Source organism: Lentzea sp. NBC_00516 (assembly GCF_036346835.1).
GTDB classification, from domain to species: domain Bacteria; phylum Actinomycetota; class Actinomycetes; order Mycobacteriales; family Pseudonocardiaceae; genus Lentzea; species Lentzea sokolovensis.
The window spans coordinates 3,366,757-3,385,887 of the sequence record NZ_CP107840.1; the positions used below are offsets into that span (position 1 = coordinate 3,366,757).

At 69.7% G+C, this 19,131-nt stretch carries 25 protein-coding genes; 12 read left to right on the forward strand and 13 right to left on the reverse strand.

The window, feature by feature from the left end; genetic code table 11:
• Positions 1-45 precede the first annotated feature (45 nt).
• A complete protein-coding gene (gene lexA / locus OG205_RS15070; protein WP_330276865.1) occupies positions 46-705 on the forward strand; it encodes a transcriptional repressor LexA in 660 nt (219 codons plus the stop codon).
• On the opposite strand, the gene OG205_RS15075 is transcribed toward lexA, so the two are convergent.
• Complete coding sequence (locus OG205_RS15075) at positions 702-1,595, reverse strand: LysR family transcriptional regulator (protein ID WP_330276866.1); 894 nt, start codon at positions 1,593-1,595, stop codon at positions 702-704. The genes lexA and OG205_RS15075 overlap by 4 nt on opposite strands.
• A 56-nt stretch (positions 1,596-1,651) precedes the next feature.
• Here OG205_RS15075 and OG205_RS15080 point away from each other — a divergent pair, with 56 nt between their 5' ends.
• Positions 1,652-2,311: a type 1 glutamine amidotransferase domain-containing protein gene (locus OG205_RS15080; protein WP_330276867.1), complete on the forward strand. Its 660-nt coding sequence runs from the start codon at positions 1,652-1,654 to the stop codon at positions 2,309-2,311.
• An 87-nt stretch (positions 2,312-2,398) separates the two neighbouring features.
• On the opposite strand, the gene OG205_RS15085 is transcribed toward OG205_RS15080, so the two are convergent.
• Positions 2,399-3,778: a DUF6297 family protein gene (locus OG205_RS15085; RefSeq protein WP_330276868.1), complete on the reverse strand. Its 1,380-nt coding sequence runs from the start codon at positions 3,776-3,778 to the stop codon at positions 2,399-2,401.
• A complete protein-coding gene (locus OG205_RS15090; protein WP_330276869.1) occupies positions 3,775-4,380 on the reverse strand; it encodes an ABC transporter ATP-binding protein in 606 nt (201 codons plus the stop codon). Before OG205_RS15090 ends, OG205_RS15085 begins: the two co-directional genes overlap by 4 nt.
• 98 nt (positions 4,381-4,478) lie before the next feature.
• On the opposite strand from OG205_RS15090, the gene OG205_RS15095 reads away from it, so the two are divergent.
• From OG205_RS15095 to OG205_RS15105, 3 genes are read left to right on the forward strand one after another with little or no spacing between them, the layout of a single operon-like run.
• The gene (locus OG205_RS15095) at positions 4,479-5,636 is read left to right on the forward strand and encodes an LLM class flavin-dependent oxidoreductase (RefSeq protein ID WP_330276870.1); all 1,158 of its coding nucleotides are present in this window, start codon (positions 4,479-4,481) and stop codon (positions 5,634-5,636) included.
• Positions 5,633-6,055, forward strand: coding sequence for a MarR family winged helix-turn-helix transcriptional regulator (locus tag OG205_RS15100; RefSeq protein ID WP_330276871.1), 423 nt, complete (start codon positions 5,633-5,635; stop codon positions 6,053-6,055). The genes OG205_RS15095 and OG205_RS15100 overlap by 4 nt, the downstream gene beginning before the upstream one ends.
• Positions 6,055-6,723 (forward strand): CE1759 family FMN reductase, encoded by a 669-nt coding sequence (locus OG205_RS15105; protein ID WP_330276872.1) that lies wholly within the window; start codon positions 6,055-6,057, stop codon positions 6,721-6,723. The genes OG205_RS15100 and OG205_RS15105 overlap by 1 nt, the downstream gene beginning before the upstream one ends.
• A gap of 159 nt (positions 6,724-6,882) precedes the next feature.
• Here the strand turns inward: OG205_RS15105 and OG205_RS15110 are convergent, their stop codons facing one another.
• Entirely contained in the window at positions 6,883-7,713 is an 831-nt protein-coding gene (locus tag OG205_RS15110; protein WP_330276873.1) for an SDR family NAD(P)-dependent oxidoreductase, read from the reverse strand.
• Between the two features lie 78 nt (positions 7,714-7,791).
• Here OG205_RS15110 and OG205_RS15115 point away from each other — a divergent pair, with 78 nt between their 5' ends.
• Positions 7,792-8,448: a TetR/AcrR family transcriptional regulator gene (locus OG205_RS15115; protein WP_330276874.1), complete on the forward strand. Its 657-nt coding sequence runs from the start codon at positions 7,792-7,794 to the stop codon at positions 8,446-8,448.
• On the opposite strand, the gene OG205_RS15120 is transcribed toward OG205_RS15115, so the two are convergent.
• Genes OG205_RS15120 through OG205_RS15130 form a run of 3 tightly spaced genes read right to left on the reverse strand, consistent with a single transcriptional unit; the run spans position 8,445 to position 10,899 of the window.
• On the reverse strand, positions 8,445-9,194 hold the full coding sequence (locus tag OG205_RS15120) for an ABC transporter permease (RefSeq protein WP_330276875.1): 750 nt from the start codon (positions 9,192-9,194) through the stop codon (positions 8,445-8,447). The genes OG205_RS15115 and OG205_RS15120 overlap by 4 nt on opposite strands.
• Positions 9,191-9,913 (reverse strand): ABC transporter ATP-binding protein, encoded by a 723-nt coding sequence (locus OG205_RS15125; RefSeq protein WP_330276876.1) that lies wholly within the window; start codon positions 9,911-9,913, stop codon positions 9,191-9,193. The genes OG205_RS15120 and OG205_RS15125 overlap by 4 nt, the downstream gene beginning before the upstream one ends.
• Positions 9,910-10,899: an ABC transporter substrate-binding protein gene (locus tag OG205_RS15130; protein WP_330276877.1), complete on the reverse strand. Its 990-nt coding sequence runs from the start codon at positions 10,897-10,899 to the stop codon at positions 9,910-9,912. The genes OG205_RS15125 and OG205_RS15130 overlap by 4 nt, the downstream gene beginning before the upstream one ends.
• 54 nt (positions 10,900-10,953) lie before the next feature.
• On the opposite strand from OG205_RS15130, the gene OG205_RS15135 reads away from it, so the two are divergent.
• Both OG205_RS15135 and OG205_RS15140 read left to right on the forward strand, forming a co-directional pair.
• Positions 10,954-12,474: an FAD-dependent monooxygenase gene (locus OG205_RS15135; RefSeq protein ID WP_330276878.1), complete on the forward strand. Its 1,521-nt coding sequence runs from the start codon at positions 10,954-10,956 to the stop codon at positions 12,472-12,474.
• A complete protein-coding gene (locus tag OG205_RS15140) occupies positions 12,464-12,994 on the forward strand; it encodes a hypothetical protein (RefSeq protein ID WP_330276879.1) in 531 nt (176 codons plus the stop codon). The genes OG205_RS15135 and OG205_RS15140 overlap by 11 nt, the downstream gene beginning before the upstream one ends.
• Here the strand turns inward: OG205_RS15140 and OG205_RS15145 are convergent.
• A complete protein-coding gene (locus tag OG205_RS15145; protein WP_330276880.1) occupies positions 12,979-13,353 on the reverse strand; it encodes a YciI family protein in 375 nt (124 codons plus the stop codon). The genes OG205_RS15140 and OG205_RS15145 overlap by 16 nt on opposite strands.
• Before the next feature lie 96 nt (positions 13,354-13,449).
• On the opposite strand from OG205_RS15145, the gene OG205_RS15150 reads away from it, so the two are divergent.
• Positions 13,450-13,869: a hypothetical protein gene (locus OG205_RS15150; protein WP_330276881.1), complete on the forward strand. Its 420-nt coding sequence runs from the start codon at positions 13,450-13,452 to the stop codon at positions 13,867-13,869.
• On the opposite strand, the gene OG205_RS15155 is transcribed toward OG205_RS15150, so the two are convergent.
• Positions 13,833-14,111, reverse strand: a complete 279-nt coding sequence (locus tag OG205_RS15155; protein ID WP_330276882.1) for a hypothetical protein — start codon at positions 14,109-14,111, stop codon at positions 13,833-13,835. The two genes, OG205_RS15150 and OG205_RS15155, sit on opposite strands and share 37 nt — an antisense overlap.
• Positions 14,112-14,266: 155 nt before the next feature.
• Between OG205_RS15155 and OG205_RS15160 the strand changes: the two genes are divergently transcribed.
• From OG205_RS15160 to OG205_RS15170, 3 genes are read left to right on the forward strand one after another with little or no spacing between them, the layout of a single operon-like run.
• Positions 14,267-14,689: an XRE family transcriptional regulator gene (locus OG205_RS15160; protein WP_330276883.1), complete on the forward strand. Its 423-nt coding sequence runs from the start codon at positions 14,267-14,269 to the stop codon at positions 14,687-14,689.
• A 3-nt stretch (positions 14,690-14,692) separates the two neighbouring features.
• Positions 14,693-15,166, forward strand: coding sequence for a hypothetical protein (locus OG205_RS15165; protein WP_330276884.1), 474 nt, complete (start codon positions 14,693-14,695; stop codon positions 15,164-15,166).
• Positions 15,163-16,248 (forward strand): MAB_1171c family putative transporter, encoded by a 1,086-nt coding sequence (locus OG205_RS15170; RefSeq protein ID WP_330276885.1) that lies wholly within the window; start codon positions 15,163-15,165, stop codon positions 16,246-16,248. Before OG205_RS15165 ends, OG205_RS15170 begins: the two co-directional genes overlap by 4 nt.
• Here the strand turns inward: OG205_RS15170 and OG205_RS15175 are convergent.
• Genes OG205_RS15175 through OG205_RS15190 form a run of 4 tightly spaced genes read right to left on the reverse strand, consistent with a single transcriptional unit; the run spans position 16,198 to position 19,117 of the window.
• Entirely contained in the window at positions 16,198-17,877 is a 1,680-nt protein-coding gene (locus OG205_RS15175) for a GMC family oxidoreductase (protein WP_330276886.1), read from the reverse strand. The genes OG205_RS15170 and OG205_RS15175 overlap by 51 nt on opposite strands.
• The gene (locus OG205_RS15180) at positions 17,874-18,152 is read right to left on the reverse strand and encodes a hypothetical protein (RefSeq protein WP_330276887.1); all 279 of its coding nucleotides are present in this window, start codon (positions 18,150-18,152) and stop codon (positions 17,874-17,876) included. Before OG205_RS15180 ends, OG205_RS15175 begins: the two co-directional genes overlap by 4 nt.
• A 52-nt stretch (positions 18,153-18,204) precedes the next feature.
• Positions 18,205-18,537 carry a putative quinol monooxygenase gene (locus tag OG205_RS15185; RefSeq protein WP_319979923.1) on the reverse strand — a complete coding sequence of 111 codons (333 nt, stop codon included), beginning with the start codon at positions 18,535-18,537 and terminating at the stop codon, positions 18,205-18,207.
• A gap of 31 nt (positions 18,538-18,568) precedes the next feature.
• Entirely contained in the window at positions 18,569-19,117 is a 549-nt protein-coding gene (locus OG205_RS15190) for a DUF6928 family protein (RefSeq protein WP_330276888.1), read from the reverse strand.
• Positions 19,118-19,131: the final 14 nt, after the last annotated feature.

Consider the following 19,131-nt stretch of genomic DNA (forward strand, 5'->3'; position numbering starts at 1 on the left):
CGGCCACCCGATCGTGTCCGCAACCCCATTACTAGTATCTGGCCGATGACCGCCTACGACGATCTTGAGCTCGACACGACGGAGCTGCCGGAGCGCCAGCAGAGGATCCTGGTCGCCATTCGCGACTGGGTCGTCGAGCACGGCTACTCCCCCAGCACCCGCGAGCTCGGCGAGGCGGTCGGCCTGAAGTCGTCCTCCAGCGTGTCCAGGCACCTCTCCTCGTTGGAGGACAAGGGTTTCCTCAAGCGCGGCGGCTCCGTGACGCGTCCGATGGACGTGCGGGTCTTCCTGAGCGGCGCGCCGCTGGCGCCGGGAATGATCTCGGAGGACTCGATCTCCGTGCCCGTCGTCGGTGACATCGCCGCCGGTACGCCGATCTCCGCCATCGAGCACGTGGACGAGGTGCTGCACCTGCCGCGCGGGCTCGTCGGCCGGGGCAGCAACATGTTCGCGCTGCGCGTGCGCGGTGACTCGATGATCGACGCCTCGATCTGCGACGGTGACACCGTCGTGGTGCGGCAGACGCACGAGGCCTACAGCGGGCAGATCGTCGCCGCGATGATCGAGGAGGAGGCGACGGTGAAGGTGTACCAGCGCCGCAACGGCCACGTGTTCCTCGAACCGCGCAACGAGGCCTACCCCGTCATCGACGGCGACAAGGCCGTGATCCTCGGCATCGTGGTCTCGGTTCTCCGCAGCGTCTAAAGGGCGCCCCAGTCGCGTGACATCAGGTGCTCCACGACCGCGTCGGTGGCCGGGGTCGTCGTGCCGCGCGTGACCACGTAGAGGGTGTTGAGCGGGGGTACCTCCGGGTGGTGCAGCTGTTCGACGGATCCGGCGGCGAGCGCGGGTTCGGCGAGGTAGCGCGGTAGGGCCGACACGCCCGCACCGGCGATCACGGCGGCCAGCACGGCACGCAGGTCCGGCACGGTGACGGCGGTGGCGTTCTTCGGTCGTACGCCGAACTCGCTGCGCCAGTACCGCCGGATGATCGGCAGTTCGCCGGAGTAGGCGACGAGCGGCAGGTGTTCGAGGGCGCGCGCCGGGTCCCGCGCGAGCAGCCGCTGGTCCACGGTCCTGGCCAGCAAAGGTGGTCCGACCAGCAGGAACTCCTCGTCGGTCAACGGCGTCGCGGTGAGTCCCGCGCCGGGACGGACCGAGGACAGCACGAGGTCGAGCTGCCCGGCCTTCACCCCGGTGAGGAGGTCGTTCGCCAGGCCGAGCGTGATCTCCAGCCGCAGGCCGCGCCGGGTCAGCGGGGTGAGCGCGGGCATGCCCCGGGTCGTCATGAACTCGGCCGCTCCACCGAGCCGCACCGTGCCTTCGAGGGCTGGTGCGGGGTCGAGGGCGGCGGTGAGCTGGTCGAGGTGGGTGCCGACGCGCCGGGCCAGGTCGTCGGCTCGGGGTGTGGGTGTGACCCCGCGGCTGCCCCGCACGAACAGCGGCGCGCCGAGCTCCTTCTCCAGCTTGGCGAGCTGCCCGCTCACCGCCGGCTGGGTGAGCCCCCGCCTGGTGGCCGCGCTGGTCAGCGAGCCGCCCCGGTAGATCTCCAGGAACGTCGCCAGCAGATCCAGGTACGTCAACCTCGCAGCCATAAGCCATCTTATGGCTCAGCCGTCGCGTTCTGCTGATCTGTGATGTCCTGGGACACATGAAGAAGCTACTGATGGTCGTGACCGGCGCCGACTCGCTGACGCTGGCGGACGGGTCGAGCCACCCCACGGGGTACTGGGCCGAGGAGGTCGTGGAGTCCGTGCGCGTGCTGCGGGAGGCCGGCGTCGAGGTCACGCTGGCCACACCGGGCGGCGTCGTGCCGACCGTGGACAAGGCGAGCCTCGACGGCAAGTTCGACGACGCCGTCGCGGCGCTGGAGGACCTGCGCGCTCCGGCCGTGCTGGCGTCGATGAACGCGGCCGACTTCGACGCGATCTACCTGCCCGGCGGGCACGGGCCGATGGCGGACCTGGCGTTCGACGCGTCTTTGGGCACGCTGCTGGCGGAGTTCCACGACGGCGGCAAGCTCGTCGCGGCGCTGTGCCACGGACCGGCCGGGCTGCTCAGCGCGGTCCGCACGGACGGCACGTTCGTGTTCGCGGGCAAGGAGATCGCGGTGTTCAGCGACGAGGAGGAACTCCAGGGCGGCCTGAACGTCCCCTACTCGGTCGCGGGCAGGCTGGCCGAACTCGGCGCGCGGCTGGCGCCGGGTGCGCCGTGGTCGAGCACGGTGATCGTGGACGGCAAGCTCGTGACGGGCCAGAACCCGCAGTCCAGTGTGGCCACCGCGGAACGCGTGGCGGCGTTGCTCGGCTAGCGCAGGGCAGCCGCGATCCGTTGCAGAAGAACGGGTTCGTCCTCCCTGGTGACGGGCAGCTCGGTCGGGGCGTTGTCCCAGTCGGCCCTACAACAACGTCTGCAGCACGGCGAGGGCTGTCAGCAGGGCCGGTCCACGACTCAGCTGGACGATCAGACCGGCCGGTGTCGGCCCGTACATCCCGAAGCTGACGATCGCGGCACCGTAGTCGATCGGCGGCCGCGTGGCGATCCGATGCACGACCGCCACCGCGCCCACCACCGAGACGATCCCGTTCACCACGGACACGTGTGGAGTGAAGGCCGTGGTGATGGCGCACCACAGCACGGCACCCGCCGCGGGGAACACGAGGTGCGCCAGCCGCAATTCCCGATCCGGGAGCCCCAGGGCCCGGCGCATCGCCGGGGAACGGCACACGAACTTCAAGCCGGCGGCGAGCCGGTCGGTGGCCAGGAACGCGGCGACGAGGTGGACAGCGGGCGCGACGTCGGGCTCGCCTCCCAGTGCCACGAGAGCCGGCACCGGGAGCAGCGCGACCCAGACCAGGACGGCGTTGGGGCTGCGGCGCAAGCGAAGCGCGTCGGTCCAGGCGAGAGCGGCGACGTGGGAGCGCGGCCCTCCTGCTCTGCGAGGCTCGCTCCCGCCCAGCCGGGACGACTTCACGCGGCCAAGGGTGCGTGCACGGCGTTCGGCGAGGACCGCGCCGAGAAGGGCGAGGTCGAACCAGCTCACCGACACCCGCGTCACACCGGCCAGGGCCGCCCCATCCGCGAGGTCGGACCGCCGCAGGTGCCGTACGGAGGCCACGGCCACCAGCGCCAGACCGATCGCCACGACCCAGGCAGTCCACATCACGCCGCTGCCGAACGAGGCCGGCTCGCCGGCGGCACTCGGCTCCGAACCCGTCCAAGGCACCGGCACCCCGAACCACCCGGCAGGCGCCAGCAGCGCCACCACCGCGAGCCCGGCCAGCCCGCTCAACCACCCCTGCGGCCGCACCCGAGCCCGTTGCAGCACCACGGCCCCGGCCACCACGACCAGCCCACAGGCAGCCCCGAGAACTCCGGCGACCGGCGGCGGCGCAACAGCCCCCACGATCCCGAACACGACAGCGGGCCACACCGCACCCACCGCGGCACCGGCACCGAGCAGCCCGAAGAGCCGAGGCCGCACCAAGGTCCCACGCGGCACCGGCGAGCTCAGCACCCAGAACATCCGGTCCGCACCGACGAAGACCGGCCCGAACGCCAGCGACACCTTCATCAGCACGGTAGCGCCCAGCACCGACAGCCAGAGCGCGGTCCAGGCGCTCCCCGCCTGAGGTGCCTTCGTCAGCCCGGCGTACGCCCAGCCGTAGCCGACCGCCCCGGTGATCGACAACAGAACAATCCGCGAGTAGAGCCGGGCGACCAGAAACCTCCACGGTTCAGGAGTCCGCGACCGGCGCCGGACGGCAGCGGCGGTCACAGCGTGACGGTCCGGCACGCCACCGCCTCCACCAGCTCCTGATCGTGCGACGCGAACACCACAGCGACCCCGGCCGCCTTCTCCGCCAGCAAACGGGAGCGCAGCCAGGCGCGGCCGGCCGTGTCGAGGCGCTGTTCCGGTTCGTCCAGCACGAGCACCGAGCGCGGGCGCACGAAGCACGACGCCAGCCCCAGCCGGTGCCGTTGTCCCGAGGACAACGTCGGCGGCAGCTGGTCGGCCGCCGACGTCAGCCCGACCTCTGCCAGCACCGCCGAGACGTCCGCGGTGGACGCGTGCAGCCACGCCAGCAGCCGCAGGTGCTCCACGACGGACACGTCCGGGAAGTAGTCGGCGTCGTCCAGCAGTGACGCGACGGCGGCACGGAACGCGCCCGACGACTCGTCCACCGGATCTCCCTCGAACAGCACGCTGCCCGAGTCCAGCACCTCCGCTCCGACCAGGCACTTCAGCAACGTCGACTTGCCCGAGCCGTTCGGCCCCACGACGGCGACGGCCTCACCGGGAGCAACGACAAGGGACAGACCTGCGAAAACGGGGACTCCGCCGTAACTGAAGCAGGCGTCCCCCACGCCCAGTGACATGTGATCAGGGTAATGGGAATGGATCGGGCCCCCACGCGTTAGAGTAGATGCAAACGCATTAGTCACGAGGCAGTACAGATCAGAAGGAGGCGGGTGCCGTGCAGTTCGGAATCTTCTCGGTGAGCGACATCACCAGGGACCCGGTGAGCGGCGATACCCCCAGCGAGGCCGAGCGCATCGACGCGATCGTGCAGATCGCGGAGAAGGCCGAAGAGGTCGGGCTCGACGTGTTCGCGATCGGCGAGCACCACAACCCGCCGTTCTTCTCGTCCGCGCCGGCCGTGCTGCTCAGCCACATCGCGGCGAAGACCGAGAAGCTGATCGTCAGCACCGCGACGACGCTCATCACCACGAACGACCCGGTGCGCATCGCCGAGGAGTACGCGATGCTGCAGCACCTGTCGAAGGGTCGCATGGACCTGATGCTGGGCCGCGGCAACACCGCGCCGGTCTACCCGTGGTTCGGCGCCGACATCCGGCAGAGCCTGCCGATGGCGCTCGAGAACTACAACCTGCTGCACCGGTTGTGGCGCGAGGACGTCGTGGACTGGGAAGGGAAGTTCCGCACCCCGTTGCAGGGCTTCACCTCCACGCCGCGGCCGCTGGACGACCTGCCGCCGTTCGTGTGGCACGGGTCGATCCGCACGCCGGAGATCGCCGAGCAGGCCGCGTTCTACGGTGACGGGTTCTTCGCGAACAACATCTTCTGGCCGAAAGAGCACTACATGCGGCTGATCAAGTTCTACCGCCAGCGGTACGCGCACTACGGCCACGGCACGGAGAAGCAGGCCATCGTCGGCCTGGGCGGTCAGGCGTACATCGCGAAGCGGTCGCAGGACGCGCTCAAGGAGTTCCGCCCGTACTTCAACGAGGCTCCCGTCTACGGCCACGGCCCGCGGATGGAGGACTTCATGGACCAGACGCCGCTGTCGGTCGGCAGCCCGCAGGAGGTCATCGACAAGACGCTGACGTTCCGCGAGCACTTCGGCGACTACCAGCGCCAGATGTTCCTGATGGACCACGCCGGCCTGCCGCTCAAGATGGTGCTCAACCAGCTCGACCTGCTGGGCGAGGAGGTGGTTCCGGTGCTGCGCAAGGAGATGGAGGCGCGGCAGGACCCCGAGACCGCCAAGCCGCCGACGCACGCCGGGCGCGTCGAGGACAAGTACGGCGACGGTCCGGTCCGCCAGCCCAAGCCGAACGCCAACCGGGGTGACAACGTCACGGGTGGCTCGCCGTACCAGGACTCTCAGTGACCAGAGCCAACGAGGCGTGGGAGTCCCTGATGAAGGCGTACTCCGTGTTGATGAAGCAGTTCAACGCGGAGGACATCTGGGGCGACCTGACCATGCGGGAGTACGACGTGCTGTACCAGCTGTCCAAGTACGACAGTCCACTCAGGATGAGTGAGCTGAACCGCCACGTGCTGCTGAGCCAGCCCGCCCTGTCCCGCATGGTCGACCGCCTGGTCGAACGCGGCTACGTCGACCGCTGCCCCGACCCCGGCGACCGCAGGGGTGTGCGCCTGTCGCTCACCCCCGCGGGCCGGGAGACCCAGAAGCAGATCGGCAGCCCGCACGCACGCAGCGTCACGCGCGCACTGAACGTGCTGACGCCGGAAGAACTCGAACAGCTCGCCGTGATCACCGGCAAGCTCAGCCAGAGCGAGGAGTAATGGGCCAGAACTTCCAGCTGGTGGTGGTGTCCGCCGGCACGAGCGACCCGTCGTCCACGCGGCTGCTCGCCGACCGCGTCGCCGGACGGGTCACGACGCTCGCCGGCAAGCGCGCGCAGACCGTCGGCACGACGGTGATCGAACTGCGCGAGCTCGCCTCCGAGATCGCGAACGCCCTGGTGTCCAACCACATCGGGCCGAAGCTGCAGACCGCCATCGCGACCCTGCAGCACGCCGACGGCATCGTCGCGAGCACCCCCGTCTACAAGGCGGGCGCGAGCGGGCTGTTCACGTCGTTCTTCCAGATCCTCGACAACGACCTGCTGATCGCGAAGCCCGTCGTGCTCGCCGCGACCGCCGGTACCGCCCGGCACGCGCTCGTCGTCGACGACCAGATGCGCGGACTGTTCGCCTACCTGCGCACGGTCGTGGTGCCGACGGCGCTGTTCGCCTCGACCGAGGACTGGCAGGACAACGGCCTCAACAAGCGCATCGACCGCGCGGCCCTCGAACTGGTGGCACTCATGACCTCCGGCTTCGAGAAGACCGTGCGCGACGAGTCGTGGGGCAGCTACCAGCACGAGTACGGCAGTGCGGGCGGCACGGAGCTGACGATCGACCTCGACTCGGACCTGATGCGCCTCGCCGCCGGTGGCGGGTCGAACTAGTGGCGCGACCCAGAAAGTTGGCTGGGTAATTCACGCTCAGCAGGGCACCTCGCGGCACCGCCCCCACGCCCACGTACATCCAGCACGAGGACGTGGGGGCGGCGCCGCGATGCACCCGTCTGACCGCGAATTCGCCCGGCAACCTTCTGGGCCACACCACTAGAAGTCCGCGCTGCGCGAGAGCTTCTCGTTCTCGCGCAGCTCCACCAGCGCGTTCTCGTGCATGGCGACAACAGTGTCGTACCCGAAATTGCCGAGCACGATCCGCCGTGGCGGAACGGGTGCGTTCATCGCACTGATCACGGCCCGCACTCCGCGCACGGGGTCACCCGCCTGCTTGCCGTTCTGATCCACGAACGCCGCCTTGACGCCCTCGACCAGCGGCAGGTAGGCGTCGACGGTCTCGTCGACGGGCTCGGCCTGGAAGCTGGCATAGGCCTTGGTGCGGAACCCTCCCGGCTCCACGAGGAGCACGCGCACCCCGAACGGCTCAACCTCCTCACGCAGTGTCTCCGACAGCCCTTCGAGAGCGAACTTCGCCGCCGAGTAGTAGCCGAACCCCGGCGCGCCGACGAGGCCCGCCACCGACGACATGTTCACGATCCAGCCGTCGCCGCGCGACCGCATACCTGGCAGGACCGCGCGAATCACCTCGACCACGGCGAACAGGTTGAGGTCGAACGTGCGGCGGACCGTCTCGTCAGGGGACCCCTCGACCGAGCCGAACCAGCCGCGACCCGCGTTGTTGACGAGCACGTCGATCCCGCCGAACCGCTCCTCCGCGGTCTTGACCGCCGCCCGCACCTGCGCGGCGTCGGTGACGTCGAGCTGGAGAACCAGCACGCGGTCACCATATTCCTCAGCCCATTCCCGCAGTTCAGACGGCCGACGCGCGGTCAGCACCACCTGATCGCCCTGTTCCAGCGCAGCCTCGGCATAGACCAGGCCGAACCCTCCGGGCGTCCCGCCAGTGATGAACCAGGTCCTCATGGACTTCTCCTACCGCTATAGCGCTTCATGTATCGATATAGCGGCCAATGTAGCGCTACATGCGCTACTATAGCAAGCATGCAGAACGCACGGGATCGGCTCCTGCTCGCCGCGGCGGAGTTGCTGGAGAGCGGCGGCACGGTGTCCACGAGAGCGGTGTGCGAACGCGCCGGGGTGCAGGCCCCGACGCTGTACCACCACTTCGGCAGCAAGCAGGGCCTGATCGACGCCGTGGTGAACCACGGCTTCACCCAGTACACGGCGGTCGAGAGCTCCGGCGATCCCCTCGGAGACCTGCGCGAGGGCTGGGACAAGCACGTGCGGTTCGGGCTGGAGCACCCGTCGTTCTACGGGCTGCTCTACGGCCGCGCCGAACCGGGAAAGCCTTGTGCCGTCACCGCTCCCGCGCACGCCGCGTTGCGGGACAGGTTCACCGAGGCCGCGACGATCGGCCTGCTGAAGGTGCCCGCGGACGACGCCGCCGAACAGGTGCTCGCCGCGAACGTCGGCGTCACGCTGACCCTGATCTCGCAGCCGGAACCGGACTTCCTGCTGTCCGAACGCGTTCGCGAGGCCGCGCTGGCCGGCGTGCTGCACGCTCCCACGACCGACGGCGCCGCGACCCGCGCCAGCACCGCGCTCACCCTGCGCGCCCTGGTCGCCGACGATCCGGCCGACCTCACGCCGGGCGAACGGGCACTGCTCGGCGAACTGCTGGACCGCCTGGCCCGCTAGAGCACCCGGTGTTCCTCGGACCAGGGCACCAGCTTGCGCTCGGCCCAGGTCAGGCCGTAGAAGAGCGCGACGCTGATGATCGCGAGCAGCGCCATCGCCGCGAACGCCAGCGAGGTGTCGGCGCTGCCGCCGGACACGGTGATCACGTAACCCAGTCCGGCGTCGGCGCCCACGAACTCACCGATCACCGCCCCGATGACCGCCAAAGTGATCGACACCTTCAGGCCGACGAAGATCTGCGGCAACGCGTGCCACAGGCGCAGCTTGAAGAACTCGTGCGTGCGGGTGGCGTCGAGCGACCGGAACAGCTCGACCAGCTCACTCGGCGTCGACCTCATGCCGGACGCCGTCGAGATGACGATCGGGAAGATGCACACCAGCACGACCATGAGCACCTTCGAGGAGATGCCGAACCCGAACCACACCACCACGATCGGCGCGATGGCGACCTTCGGCACGGCGTTGAGCGCGACCAGCAGCGGGTAGAACATCCGCTCCAGCACGCTCGACCCGACGATCAGCAGCGCTAGCGGCACACCGATCACGATGGACAGTCCGAAGCCGGACACGGCCTCCCACAACGTGATCAGCGCCTGTTCGAGCAGGTAGCCGGGCAGTTCCAGGAACGACGCCACGACGTCGGCCGGTGACGGCACGAGGAGCGGCTCGATCCCGAACACGATCGTCGCGAGCCACCACAGCCCGATGATCGCCAGCAGTCCGAGCACCGGCAGCGCGGCCTTCACGCGGTCACCAGGAGCCCGCGCAACTCGCGGCTCACCTCGTCCAGTTCGACCTGGCCGAGCGCACGCGGCCTCGGCAGACCCACGTCGACGATCCGGTGGATCCGGCCCGGCCGCGGGCTGAGCACCACGATCCGGTCGGCGAGCAGCACGGCCTCGTCGATGGAGTGCGTCACGAACACGACGGCGCGCGGCCGGGCGAGCTGAACCCGTTGCAGCTCCTCGGAAAGCTCGGTGCGGGTGATCGCGTCCAGTGCGGAGAACGGCTCGTCCATCAGCATCACCCGCGGGCTCTGGATCAGCGACCGGCACAGCGACACCCGCTGCTGCATGCCGCCGGACAGTTCGTGCGGCAGCCGTTTCTCGAACCCGCCGAGCCCGGCCAGTTCCAGCAGTTCGTACGCGCGGTCCCGCTGATCACCCAGGCCGAAGATCTCGGTCGGCAGCAGGACGTTGGCCAGCACCGTCCGCCACGGCAGCAACGCCGGCCGCTGGAACATCACCGAGACGTCCCTGCGCGGCCTGGTGACCGGCGAACCGGCCATCAGGATCCGGCCTCGCGCAGCCGTGAGCAGCCCGGCGACGAGCCGCAGCAACGTCGACTTGCCGCAGCCCGACCGCCCGATCACCGCGACGAACTCGTGCTCGCCCACCTCCAGGTCGATGCCGTCGAGCGCGTGCACACCGCCGAAGGAGTGCGAGACCCCGGTCAGGCTGATCACTTGGGCGAACTCCCGAAGGACACGAAGTCGTCGGGCGCCAACGATCCCGCCGGAATCGCACCGGCCTCCACGAGGGTGCTGACGATCTTCTCAACCCTCGCCTCGGTCACCCCGCCCACGCGACCGCTGTAGTTCAGGGGCTTGACGTACGTCGCCATCAGCCCGACCTCGGCACTGGCCACGTCCGAGTCCTGGGTCGGCTGGTACTTCTTGAGGATCGGGCCGACCTCTGCCGGGTGCTCGATCGAGTACTCGAGGCCCTTGAGCAGCGCCGTCATGAAGGTGCGCGCCAGCTCCGGCTTGTTCTGCACGACGTCCTTCGACGACACCAGCGCGTTGCCGTAGAGATCGGGAACCAGGTCGCCGTAGGGCAGCACGACCGCCTTCCTCCCCTTCGCCGCGGCCTCGATCAGCGGCTTGCCGACGACGAACTGCCCGATCCCGTCGACCTGCCCGGCGGCCAGCAACTGCGGCAACGCGGGCGGAGCGGACGGCACGAACTGGACCTTCGCCGGATCGATGCCCGCCGCCTTCGCGTAGACCGGGAACATCACCTGGTTCGTCGACCCGGGCTGGTCACCGATCTTCTTGCCGACCAGGTCGGCGGGTGTCGAGATCCCGTTGCCCTCCAGCGCGACGATCGCGGCCAGCGACCGTTGCTGGATCGCCGCCAGCACGGTGACCGGCAGCTTCTCCTTCGCCGTGGTGATCGCGGTGGCGGTGAAGTCGGCGATGCCGAAGTCGGCGCGCCCGGCCGAGACCAGCTTCAGCACGTCGACGCTGCCGGTGCCCGGCGTGATCGTGACGTCCAGGCCCGCCTCCTCGAAGAACCCCTTCTCCTTCGCCACGTAGACGTACGCGTCCCGGCCGAACGTGCCGAACGACGTCAGGTAGTCGACCTTCTGCAGAGCTTTCTGCCCGGCCGGCGCCGCGCAGGCCGTGACGGCCAGCAGAACGGCGAGTACGACTGAAAACGCTTTCCTCATGTTCCCTCCCCCGAAGGCTCCCTCATGGTCGAACATAGAGGTCGGGGAGGACCGATGAACACGTCCGATAGTCCGGTGGCCGTGATCGGCGCGGGTCCGATCGGGTTGATCACCGCGTTGGGGCTGGTCGCGCATGGTGTGCCGGTCGTCGTCTTCGAGGCCGGGAACGAGTTGTCGGCGGAGACGAGAGCGGGCACGATCCTGACGCGCACGCTGGAGGTGCTGGACCGGTACGACGCGCTGGGACCGGTGCTGGAGGCGTCGCTGCGGCTCGACGAGATCGGCGAGGTGGACCGGGCGACCGGGAAGTCGACCGGGAGCGTGCTCACCTCGGCACTGGCCGGCGAGACGCGGTTCCCGTTCGTCGTCAACGTTCCGCAGCACGAACTGGAGCCGGTGCTCGCGTCGGTGCTGGCGCCCGGCACCGTGCGGATGGGACACCGGCTGGTGGACTTCACGCAGCACGACGACGGCGTGACGCTGCGACTGTCCACTTCGGATGGAGTCGTGAGCTTCGAGGCCGCGTACGTGCTGGGCTGCGACGGCGGGCGCTCGACCGTGCGGGAACGGCTCGGCGTCGAGGTCACCGGGCACACCCTGGAGCAGCGGTACATGCTGGTCGACCTGGTGTGCGACCTCGACATCGCCCACCCGCGCGACTACCCGTACCTGGCCTACTTCGGCGACCGCGAGGAGTGGATGGTCCTCGTGCGGCAGCCGCACTGCTGGCGGTTCGTGTTCCCGCTGGCGCCCGGCCGCGACGAGCCTGGGCCGGACGAGCTGCGGGACAAGGCGCGGCACTTCATCGGCGACGTCGACTCGCTGGAGGTGCTGGGCAGCAACGTCTACACCGTGCACCACCGCGTCGCGTCGTCGTGGCGGGACGGCCGCGTGTTCCTGCTGGGCGACGCGGCGCACCTGATCACGCCGATGTGGGCGCTGGGCCTGAACACCGGCGTGCTCGACGCGTCCAACCTGCCGTGGCGGCTGGCGTGGGTGCTGCGCGGATGGGCTGCGGAGGCCCTGCTCGACGGCTACGAGGCCGAGCAGAAACCGGTGGCCGTGCACGGTTCGGGTGCGCTGGCGGAGGCGGCCCGTGCCGTGATGGACCGGCGCTCGGACTCCGTCGCGGGGTGGCAGGACGCGATGACGCGGACGTTGCTCGGTGTGCGGCTGGGCGCGGACTGGTCGATGACGCGCACCGGGCCGTTGCGCGTCGGCGACCGAGCCCCGGACCTGCGGGTCTTCGGCCTGCGCGGTCCGGTCCACCTGCACGAGCTGTGCCGCGACTCGTTCGTCGCGCTGCACCTCACCGACGCGCGCCGACGGCCGTTCATCCCGGCTGACGGGCCTGCCGGGCTCAGACAGGTCGTCGTGAGCCGGTGGGACGCTCCGCACTCGGACCTGCGTTCCCGTTCCTACTTCGATCCGGGCGACACGGTGCGGGAACGCTTCGGTGACGTCGTGGTCCTTCTACGTCCGGACGGACACATCGCCCACATCGAACCGTGGACCGCCACGTCGTGGCAGTCGGTCCAGGACCGCTATCTGCAGGAGGTGCGCCTTGCGGGGTGACGTCGTGATCTCGCCGTCCGGTGAGGAGATCGTGCTCGTCGACATCGGCCGGCGCGTGCTGCACGACGATCCGGTGATCAGGGTGTGGGAGGTGACGCTCGAACCGGGCGAGACCCACCCGTGGCACCTGCACCACAACCCGTACGTCGTGCTCAGCATCGACGGCTCGGAGGGCCGGATGGACTGGCTCGACGGCAGCGAGCCGCGGTTCATCTCCGAGCACCGCGGCGGTTTCGTGTACCGGCCCGTGTCGCCAGTGCACCGGCTCACGAACATCGGCACGACCTTCTACCGCAACCGGCTGGTCGAGCTGAAGGACCTGGGCGAGAACCTGCCGGAACCGTTGGACGTCCAGCCCGACGACGTCACCGTGCGCACGGTCTCGGACACGGCTCTGGACCTGGAGGGGCCGCACGTTCTCGTGGCGTTGGACAGCGAGGACGTGCGGCTCCACCCAGGCGGACCGTGTCAGCTGGACGGCGAGTGGTTCGTCGTCGAGCTGAGCTACTTGGTCAGGTAGGGCTCGATGTCCTCGAACTCGGTGACCCGCCGGACCTCGATCGACATCTCCTCGACGCCCGCGAAGCACGTGATGTACTCCTCGGCGATGGCCGTGGCCTCGGCGAGGTCCTTCGCGTTGACCAGCAGGAACCCGCCGACGACCTCCTTGGCCTCGGCGAACGGGCCGTCGGTCGACTTGATCGCCGCGCCACGCCTGCGCACCACCGCGCCCGGCTTCAGCACGCCCTCCGCGCCGAGCATGACCCCGTCCGCGTTGAGCTTCCCGATGAACGTGTTCATCCGCTCGATCAGCTCGGGGTTCGGCTCCCATGAAGTGGGGTCGTCCTCGTGGACCCGGTGCATGAGCATGAACCGCATGTTCTCTCCTCGTTGTCGACTGGCGGTCTGTTCCGGCCGCCACCCCTGCGTCGATCGACGTCACGGAGCTTTCGACATTTTCGCCATGATGGCCAGGTGAGATTTTCGCGGCTGGTCGTGCCCCTGCTCAGCATGTGGTTGTTCGGCAACCTCTACGAGCAGATCGTGTGGAATCCGCAGCTGCTGGCGGACCCGCGGCCCGGCTCGCTCGTGGGCGTGTTCGCGGCAGGCAGCCCGCTCTACTACTACCTGCCGTGGGGACCGCTCGGTGTGGTCCTGGCCGTCGTCACGCGTGCGCCGCGGCCCGCGCTGGGCTGTCTCGCGGTCTCGGTCGCGATGAAGATCCTGCTGATCACGCAGGTCAACCCGGTGTTCCGCGACCCGGCCGTCTCCCGCGACGTCGTGCACCACCACGCCGTGCTCTGGGCGTTCGGCAACGGGGTCGTCGTCCTCGCGGTCGCCGCCGCGATCCTGCTGGTTCAGCGCGCGCAGCGCAGGCCCGCGTCCCCCGCGTAGCAGCCCGGCCCGAGCCTGGTCGCGTTCACGAACAGCAGCACGCACTCGTCGCTGTCGAACCCGGCGATCATCGCCCGCCGCCGTGCCATGTCCAGCGCTTCACGCACGGCCTCCTCGGGCGTGTGCTCGTAGGACCAGCCCGTGAACGCCTGCGACTCGTTCACCTCAGCTGTCACCGGCGGGTTGGCCGCGACGGTCAGCGCACCTGCGGCGAGTCCGGCTCCCGGGACCACCTTCGTCATGTCCAGCTCCCCCTCTGGTCGGCGACGAGTGACCGGCTCCCCTCGGTCATTCATCTCAGCTAACGTGAACGACCGTAAGTTGCACGGGCGGAGCGTGTCAATCCAAGATGAATGAGAATCTCAAGGGCGTTCATCTGAGCACACGGAAGGCGATGATGACCGAGGCACAGGCGACCACGCTCGCCGACCGCATCGACCGCCTGTTCCAGGTGGTGCGCAGGCCGAACGGGGAACAGCACAGCCACGAGGAGGTGGCGCGGGCCTGCCGGGAGACCACCGGGGAGACGTTCTCGGCCGCGTACCTGTGGCAACTGCGGACCGGGCGCCGGGACAACCCGACGAAGCGTCATCTGGAGGCGCTCGCGGGCTTCTTCCAGGTGCCGGCGGCCTACTTCTTCGACGATGAACAGGGCAGGATCATCGCCGCGGAGCTGGAGTTGCTGGGAGCGCTGCGCAACAGCGCGGTGCGGGACCTGGCGCTGCGGGCGGTGACGTTGTCGGAGGAGGGGCTCGGCACGGTCGCCGACATCGTGGAGGCCATCGGACGTCGAGAGGCGCAGCGCGGCAAGGGGGACTAGGCGGTGCTGGGCAGGAGAAACGCGCTGTGGCGGCGTTGCGAGCTGATCGCGTCCACTGTGGACTTACCTGATCCGTTCGACGTGCACGCGCTGTTCGGCAGGATCGCCGAGCAGCGGGGGCGGCCGATCGAGCTGATCCCGCTGCAGGCCAGGCCGGGGGCGCCGTGCGGGGTGCTGGCGGCGACCGATCGGGCGGACTACGTGTTCTACACGCGGAACACGTCGCCGTTGCACCAGCAGCACATCCTGTTGCACGAACTGGGTCACCTGCTGTGCGGGCACGCGGAGGGCCAGGAGCTCTCGGACAAGGTCGCCGCGAACCTCACGCCGAACCTGCCGGTCGAGCTCGTTCGGCGGGTGCTCGGCCGCACGACCTACCTGTGGGAACACGAGCAGGAGGCCGAGCTGGTGGCGTCGCTGATCGTGCGGCGGCTCGCGGGCGGCGCCGACCCGCTGCGATCGGCGTTCGGGTCGTGATCAGCTACCTCACCGCGGCGCTGCTGGCGGCGATCGGCCTGACCCGGCTCACCACCGCCCGCCGCAGGCCACGGCACCTGGTCGCGTTCTTCCTCAGCATGGCGCTGAGCCTCACCATCTCGGCGGAGCCGACGGTCGCGCTGATCGGCGCCGAGTACGAGATGGCTTGCCGGCTCGTCACGAACATGCTGCAGATGCTCGCCGTGCACGAGTTGATGAAGCTGGCCCGCAGCACCCGCTCCCCCGAACCTCGCACGCCCTGGTGGCCGCTCGTGCTGTGCTGGGCGGTCATGGCCTTGGCCTGCCTGGACTTCGCGCCGCTCTACGGCGTGCAGGAGCTGACGGTGTTCCAGTGGCGGCCGAGCGTCCTGCTCTACCAACTGGCGCTGACCGGCTATCCGATCGGCTGTCTCGCCGTCTTCATGGTGTCGTTGGCGCGCAACGCTTCGACGCGCCCCGCCGGCACGTTCCGGACCGGGCTGCACGTGATCGTGGTGGCCGCGGCGGCGACGATCGGCTGGGGTCTGTTCTCCGGGCTGCCGTCGTTCACGTTCGCGGTCACCGGGTTCGGCGTGGCGGAGTTCCTGCCGGTGTCGCGGAACATCGGCCTGGTGGCGATGACGCTGTGGGTGGTCGGCGCGCTGCTCACCGCGTGGGACGGCGCTGCCAGGACGGTGCGGACGTGGCGCGGAATCCGTGCGGTGACGCCGTTGTGGAAGGCCCTGGTCGCCGCGCAGCCGCAGATCGAACTGCCCGCGCGGCACGACCTGGAGTTCACGCTCTACCGGCGGTTGATCGAGATCCGCGACGGGCTGCTGGCGTTGCGCACGCACGTTCCGCCGCAGGTCCAGGACTGGCTGCACTCCCCTGTCGACGGCCCGACGCGCGCCGCCGCCGAACTCGCGGCCGCGATGGTGATGCGCGACGCCGGTCGAAGCTGGCCGCAGCAGCCTTCCGGGCACGCCTCTGAGGCGCCCAGCGTGGAGGCCGAAACCGCCTGGCTGGGCGCCGTGTCCTCGGCTTTCACCCGGTCACCGGTCGTGCGCGAGGTGCGCCGCCTGGCCCAGCTCGACGCGGCGTGACACGAGATGGCCCGCTGTGCGCAGGGCCAGCGCGGCCATCGTCAGCGACGGGTTGGACGTGCCGAGCGACGGCATGCTGCCGCACCCCACCGCGTACAGGTTCGGGTGGTCCCAGCAGCGTTGCCACTGGTCGACCACGGAGTCGCGCGGCGAGGCGCCCATGACGTGCGTGCCGCCGCCATGACCGGCACCCCACCAGCGCATCGGTTCGCCGTCGTGCTCGAAGTACCGTTCGTCGTCCGGCTTGTACGAGGTGTGGTCGTCGGCGCCGAGCAGCTCGAAGATCCGGCCGGAGACCCGTTTCGCGGCCAGCAGGCCGTCCTTCACGTAGTCCGAGAGTCCATAGTGGATCGACGGGCGCGGGTTGCCCAGCGCGTCGAGGTCGTCGGCCAGCGTGACGCGGTTCGCCGGATCCGCCTCCTGCTCGACCTCGATCTGCAACGCGAACTGGCGGCCGACCCGATCCGCCACCGCTTCTCGCAGCGCCTTGCCCCTGAGTCCTGCCGCGACGAACTCGGCCGTGTCGGAGTCAGGGCTCCCGGCCGCCCAGCCCCAGCCCCAGTTGCCGATCTCGATGCGGAACGGTGCTCTCACCCGACGTTGCGGGCCACTGCGGAACGCCTCGATGCCCGTCGTCGAGCCTGGTCCGCGGAACGGGCCGACCGCCTGCGGCATCAGCGCCCACGTCAGCAGCGCGGGGTGGTCCATCAGGTTGCGGCCGACCTGGTCGCTGCTGTTCGCGAGCCCGGACATGAGCAGCAGCTTGGCGTTCTCGATGGCGTGCGCGGCGAGGACGACCACGTCCGCTTCTTCCTCGTGCCGCGTGTGCCTGCCGGACGTGTCGTCCTCGTAGCGTTGGTAGCCGACCTTGGTGATGCGCCCGGACTCGTCGGCGTGCACCCGGTTCACCACGCATCTCGTGCGCAGTTCGACGTCGGCGGACCACTGCTTCTGCGTCCGGTGCGGGGTGTACTTGGCGTTCTCCGGGCAGATCGGCACACAGCTCGCGTAGCCGGTGCACTGATGCCCGTCCGGGCGATACCCCTGGATCGGGATCCCGTTGCGCGCCTGCGGGGTGCCGACGACGAGCAGTTCGCGTCCGTCGATCCACTCACCGTCCACAACGGACGCGATGGCGTGGTCGAGATACGTGCGAGGCAAGGCGTGCATGGGATAGCGGTAGCCGTCGGCGACGGGAAGGTGCTGCCGCTGCTCGTCGGCGTCGGCCGCGATCCCGATCTCCCACTCCGCCGCGCGGTAGAAGGGTTCCAGGTCGGTGTAGGTCAACGGCCAGTCGCGGCCACGGCCCAGATCGGCGGTGCGGAAGTCGTCGGGGCGCATCCGGGGTGTGATCCCGGTCCAGGCGGTGCCCGTGCCGCCGTTCATCCGCAGGTACGGGCTCGAGTAGGCGTGCGGCCCGGTGTTGATCAGGTAGCGACTGGACGGCGCGGCGGCGGTCGTCCGGTACGGCGCGAGCGGCGACTTGACGAGAGCTCGGCGGAACCGGTGCACGGCGTCGTCGTTCGGTTCGGCACCGGCCTCCAGCACGAGCACGCGGAACCCGTTGTCCCCCAGCACTTTGGCGACGAGCGAGCCGGCGAACCCCGCGCCGACGACCACGGCCCTCACCGGGCGCTGCTTCTGGGTCTCTGCTCCCAGCTGCCGAACCCGGCCGCGCGGGTCCCCGGCGCGGCGACCCCGACCGCCTTCCACGCCAGGCCTTCGGCGTAGGCGCGCTCGCTCGGGATCACCCCGCGCCAGACCCCGGTGTACCAGAGCTGGATGATCTCGTTCTCCGGCGCGCCGTCGGCCAGCGCGCGGTACTGCTCGACCAGTCCGGTCGACCTCAGCTCGTCCGCCGAGAATCCGGTCAGCTCGGCGGACAACTCCAGGAAGGCGTCCATGGCGCCCATCCTGGGCGGACGAACCCTCTGCACCAAACGATCCGGGCAAGGCTCACCCGCGTGGCGCAACCTCCATCTCCCCGAGCAGCGACCAGTCGTCCTGCTCCACCGACTGGCTGACGATCCGCGGCGTCTCGGCGAGGTGCGGCGGCAGTTCCTTCTGGGCGTTGCGGAAGTGCTCGGACTGCACGTGCGCGCCGCCCGCGTCGCCGTCCCGGAACGCCTCGACCAGCACGTACTCGGTCGGGTCGTCGAGGCTGCGCGACCAGTCGAACCACAGGCAGCCGGGCTCGGCGCGGGTGGCCTCGGTGAAGCTCCTGCTGATCTCGGGCCAGGCCTCGGCGTGCTCGGGCAGGACGCGGAACTTGGCGGTGATGAAGATCAAGACGGCCTCCTTCTGGTGATCGCTCCCGAGCCTAGGACGGCTCGGTGATCGGGACCATCTCGGCCGCCACGGCACTGCGAGCGGCCTCCCGTTCAGGCTGGTCCGAACGCGTCACGCGGAAACCGTGCAGCACCACGTCGTCCGGCGGACTCTCCGCCGTGAAGCCGAACATCCCCAACGCCACCGAGTCCGCGAGTTCGTACTGGTCGTGCGACTCGGCATGGTGCGACCGGAGCAGCGTGCCGTCCGCGGCCCATTCGGCGAACGCCAGCCAACCGGAGTGCCGGGCGAACACCTTCAGCGGACGATCTCCTGCGAACTCCAGGACGTGCTCGGGCACGGGCACGGTCGCCAGCTCCTGATCGCACACGATCGTGGCATCCGGGAACACCGCGACGTACGTGAACCCGTCACCGGGGTAGATCTCGTCCACCAGTTCGCTGTCCCCGACCGGCTCGACCGCGCAGCCCGGCCGCAACGCCCGGACCACGGCCTCCGCCGCCGGACGGTCCGGCACACCACCGCCGCGCAACGCCGCCGGCACGTCGCCGAACGCCACCAGAGCGGCCTTGGCCCCCATCGTGTTCCTCCCCC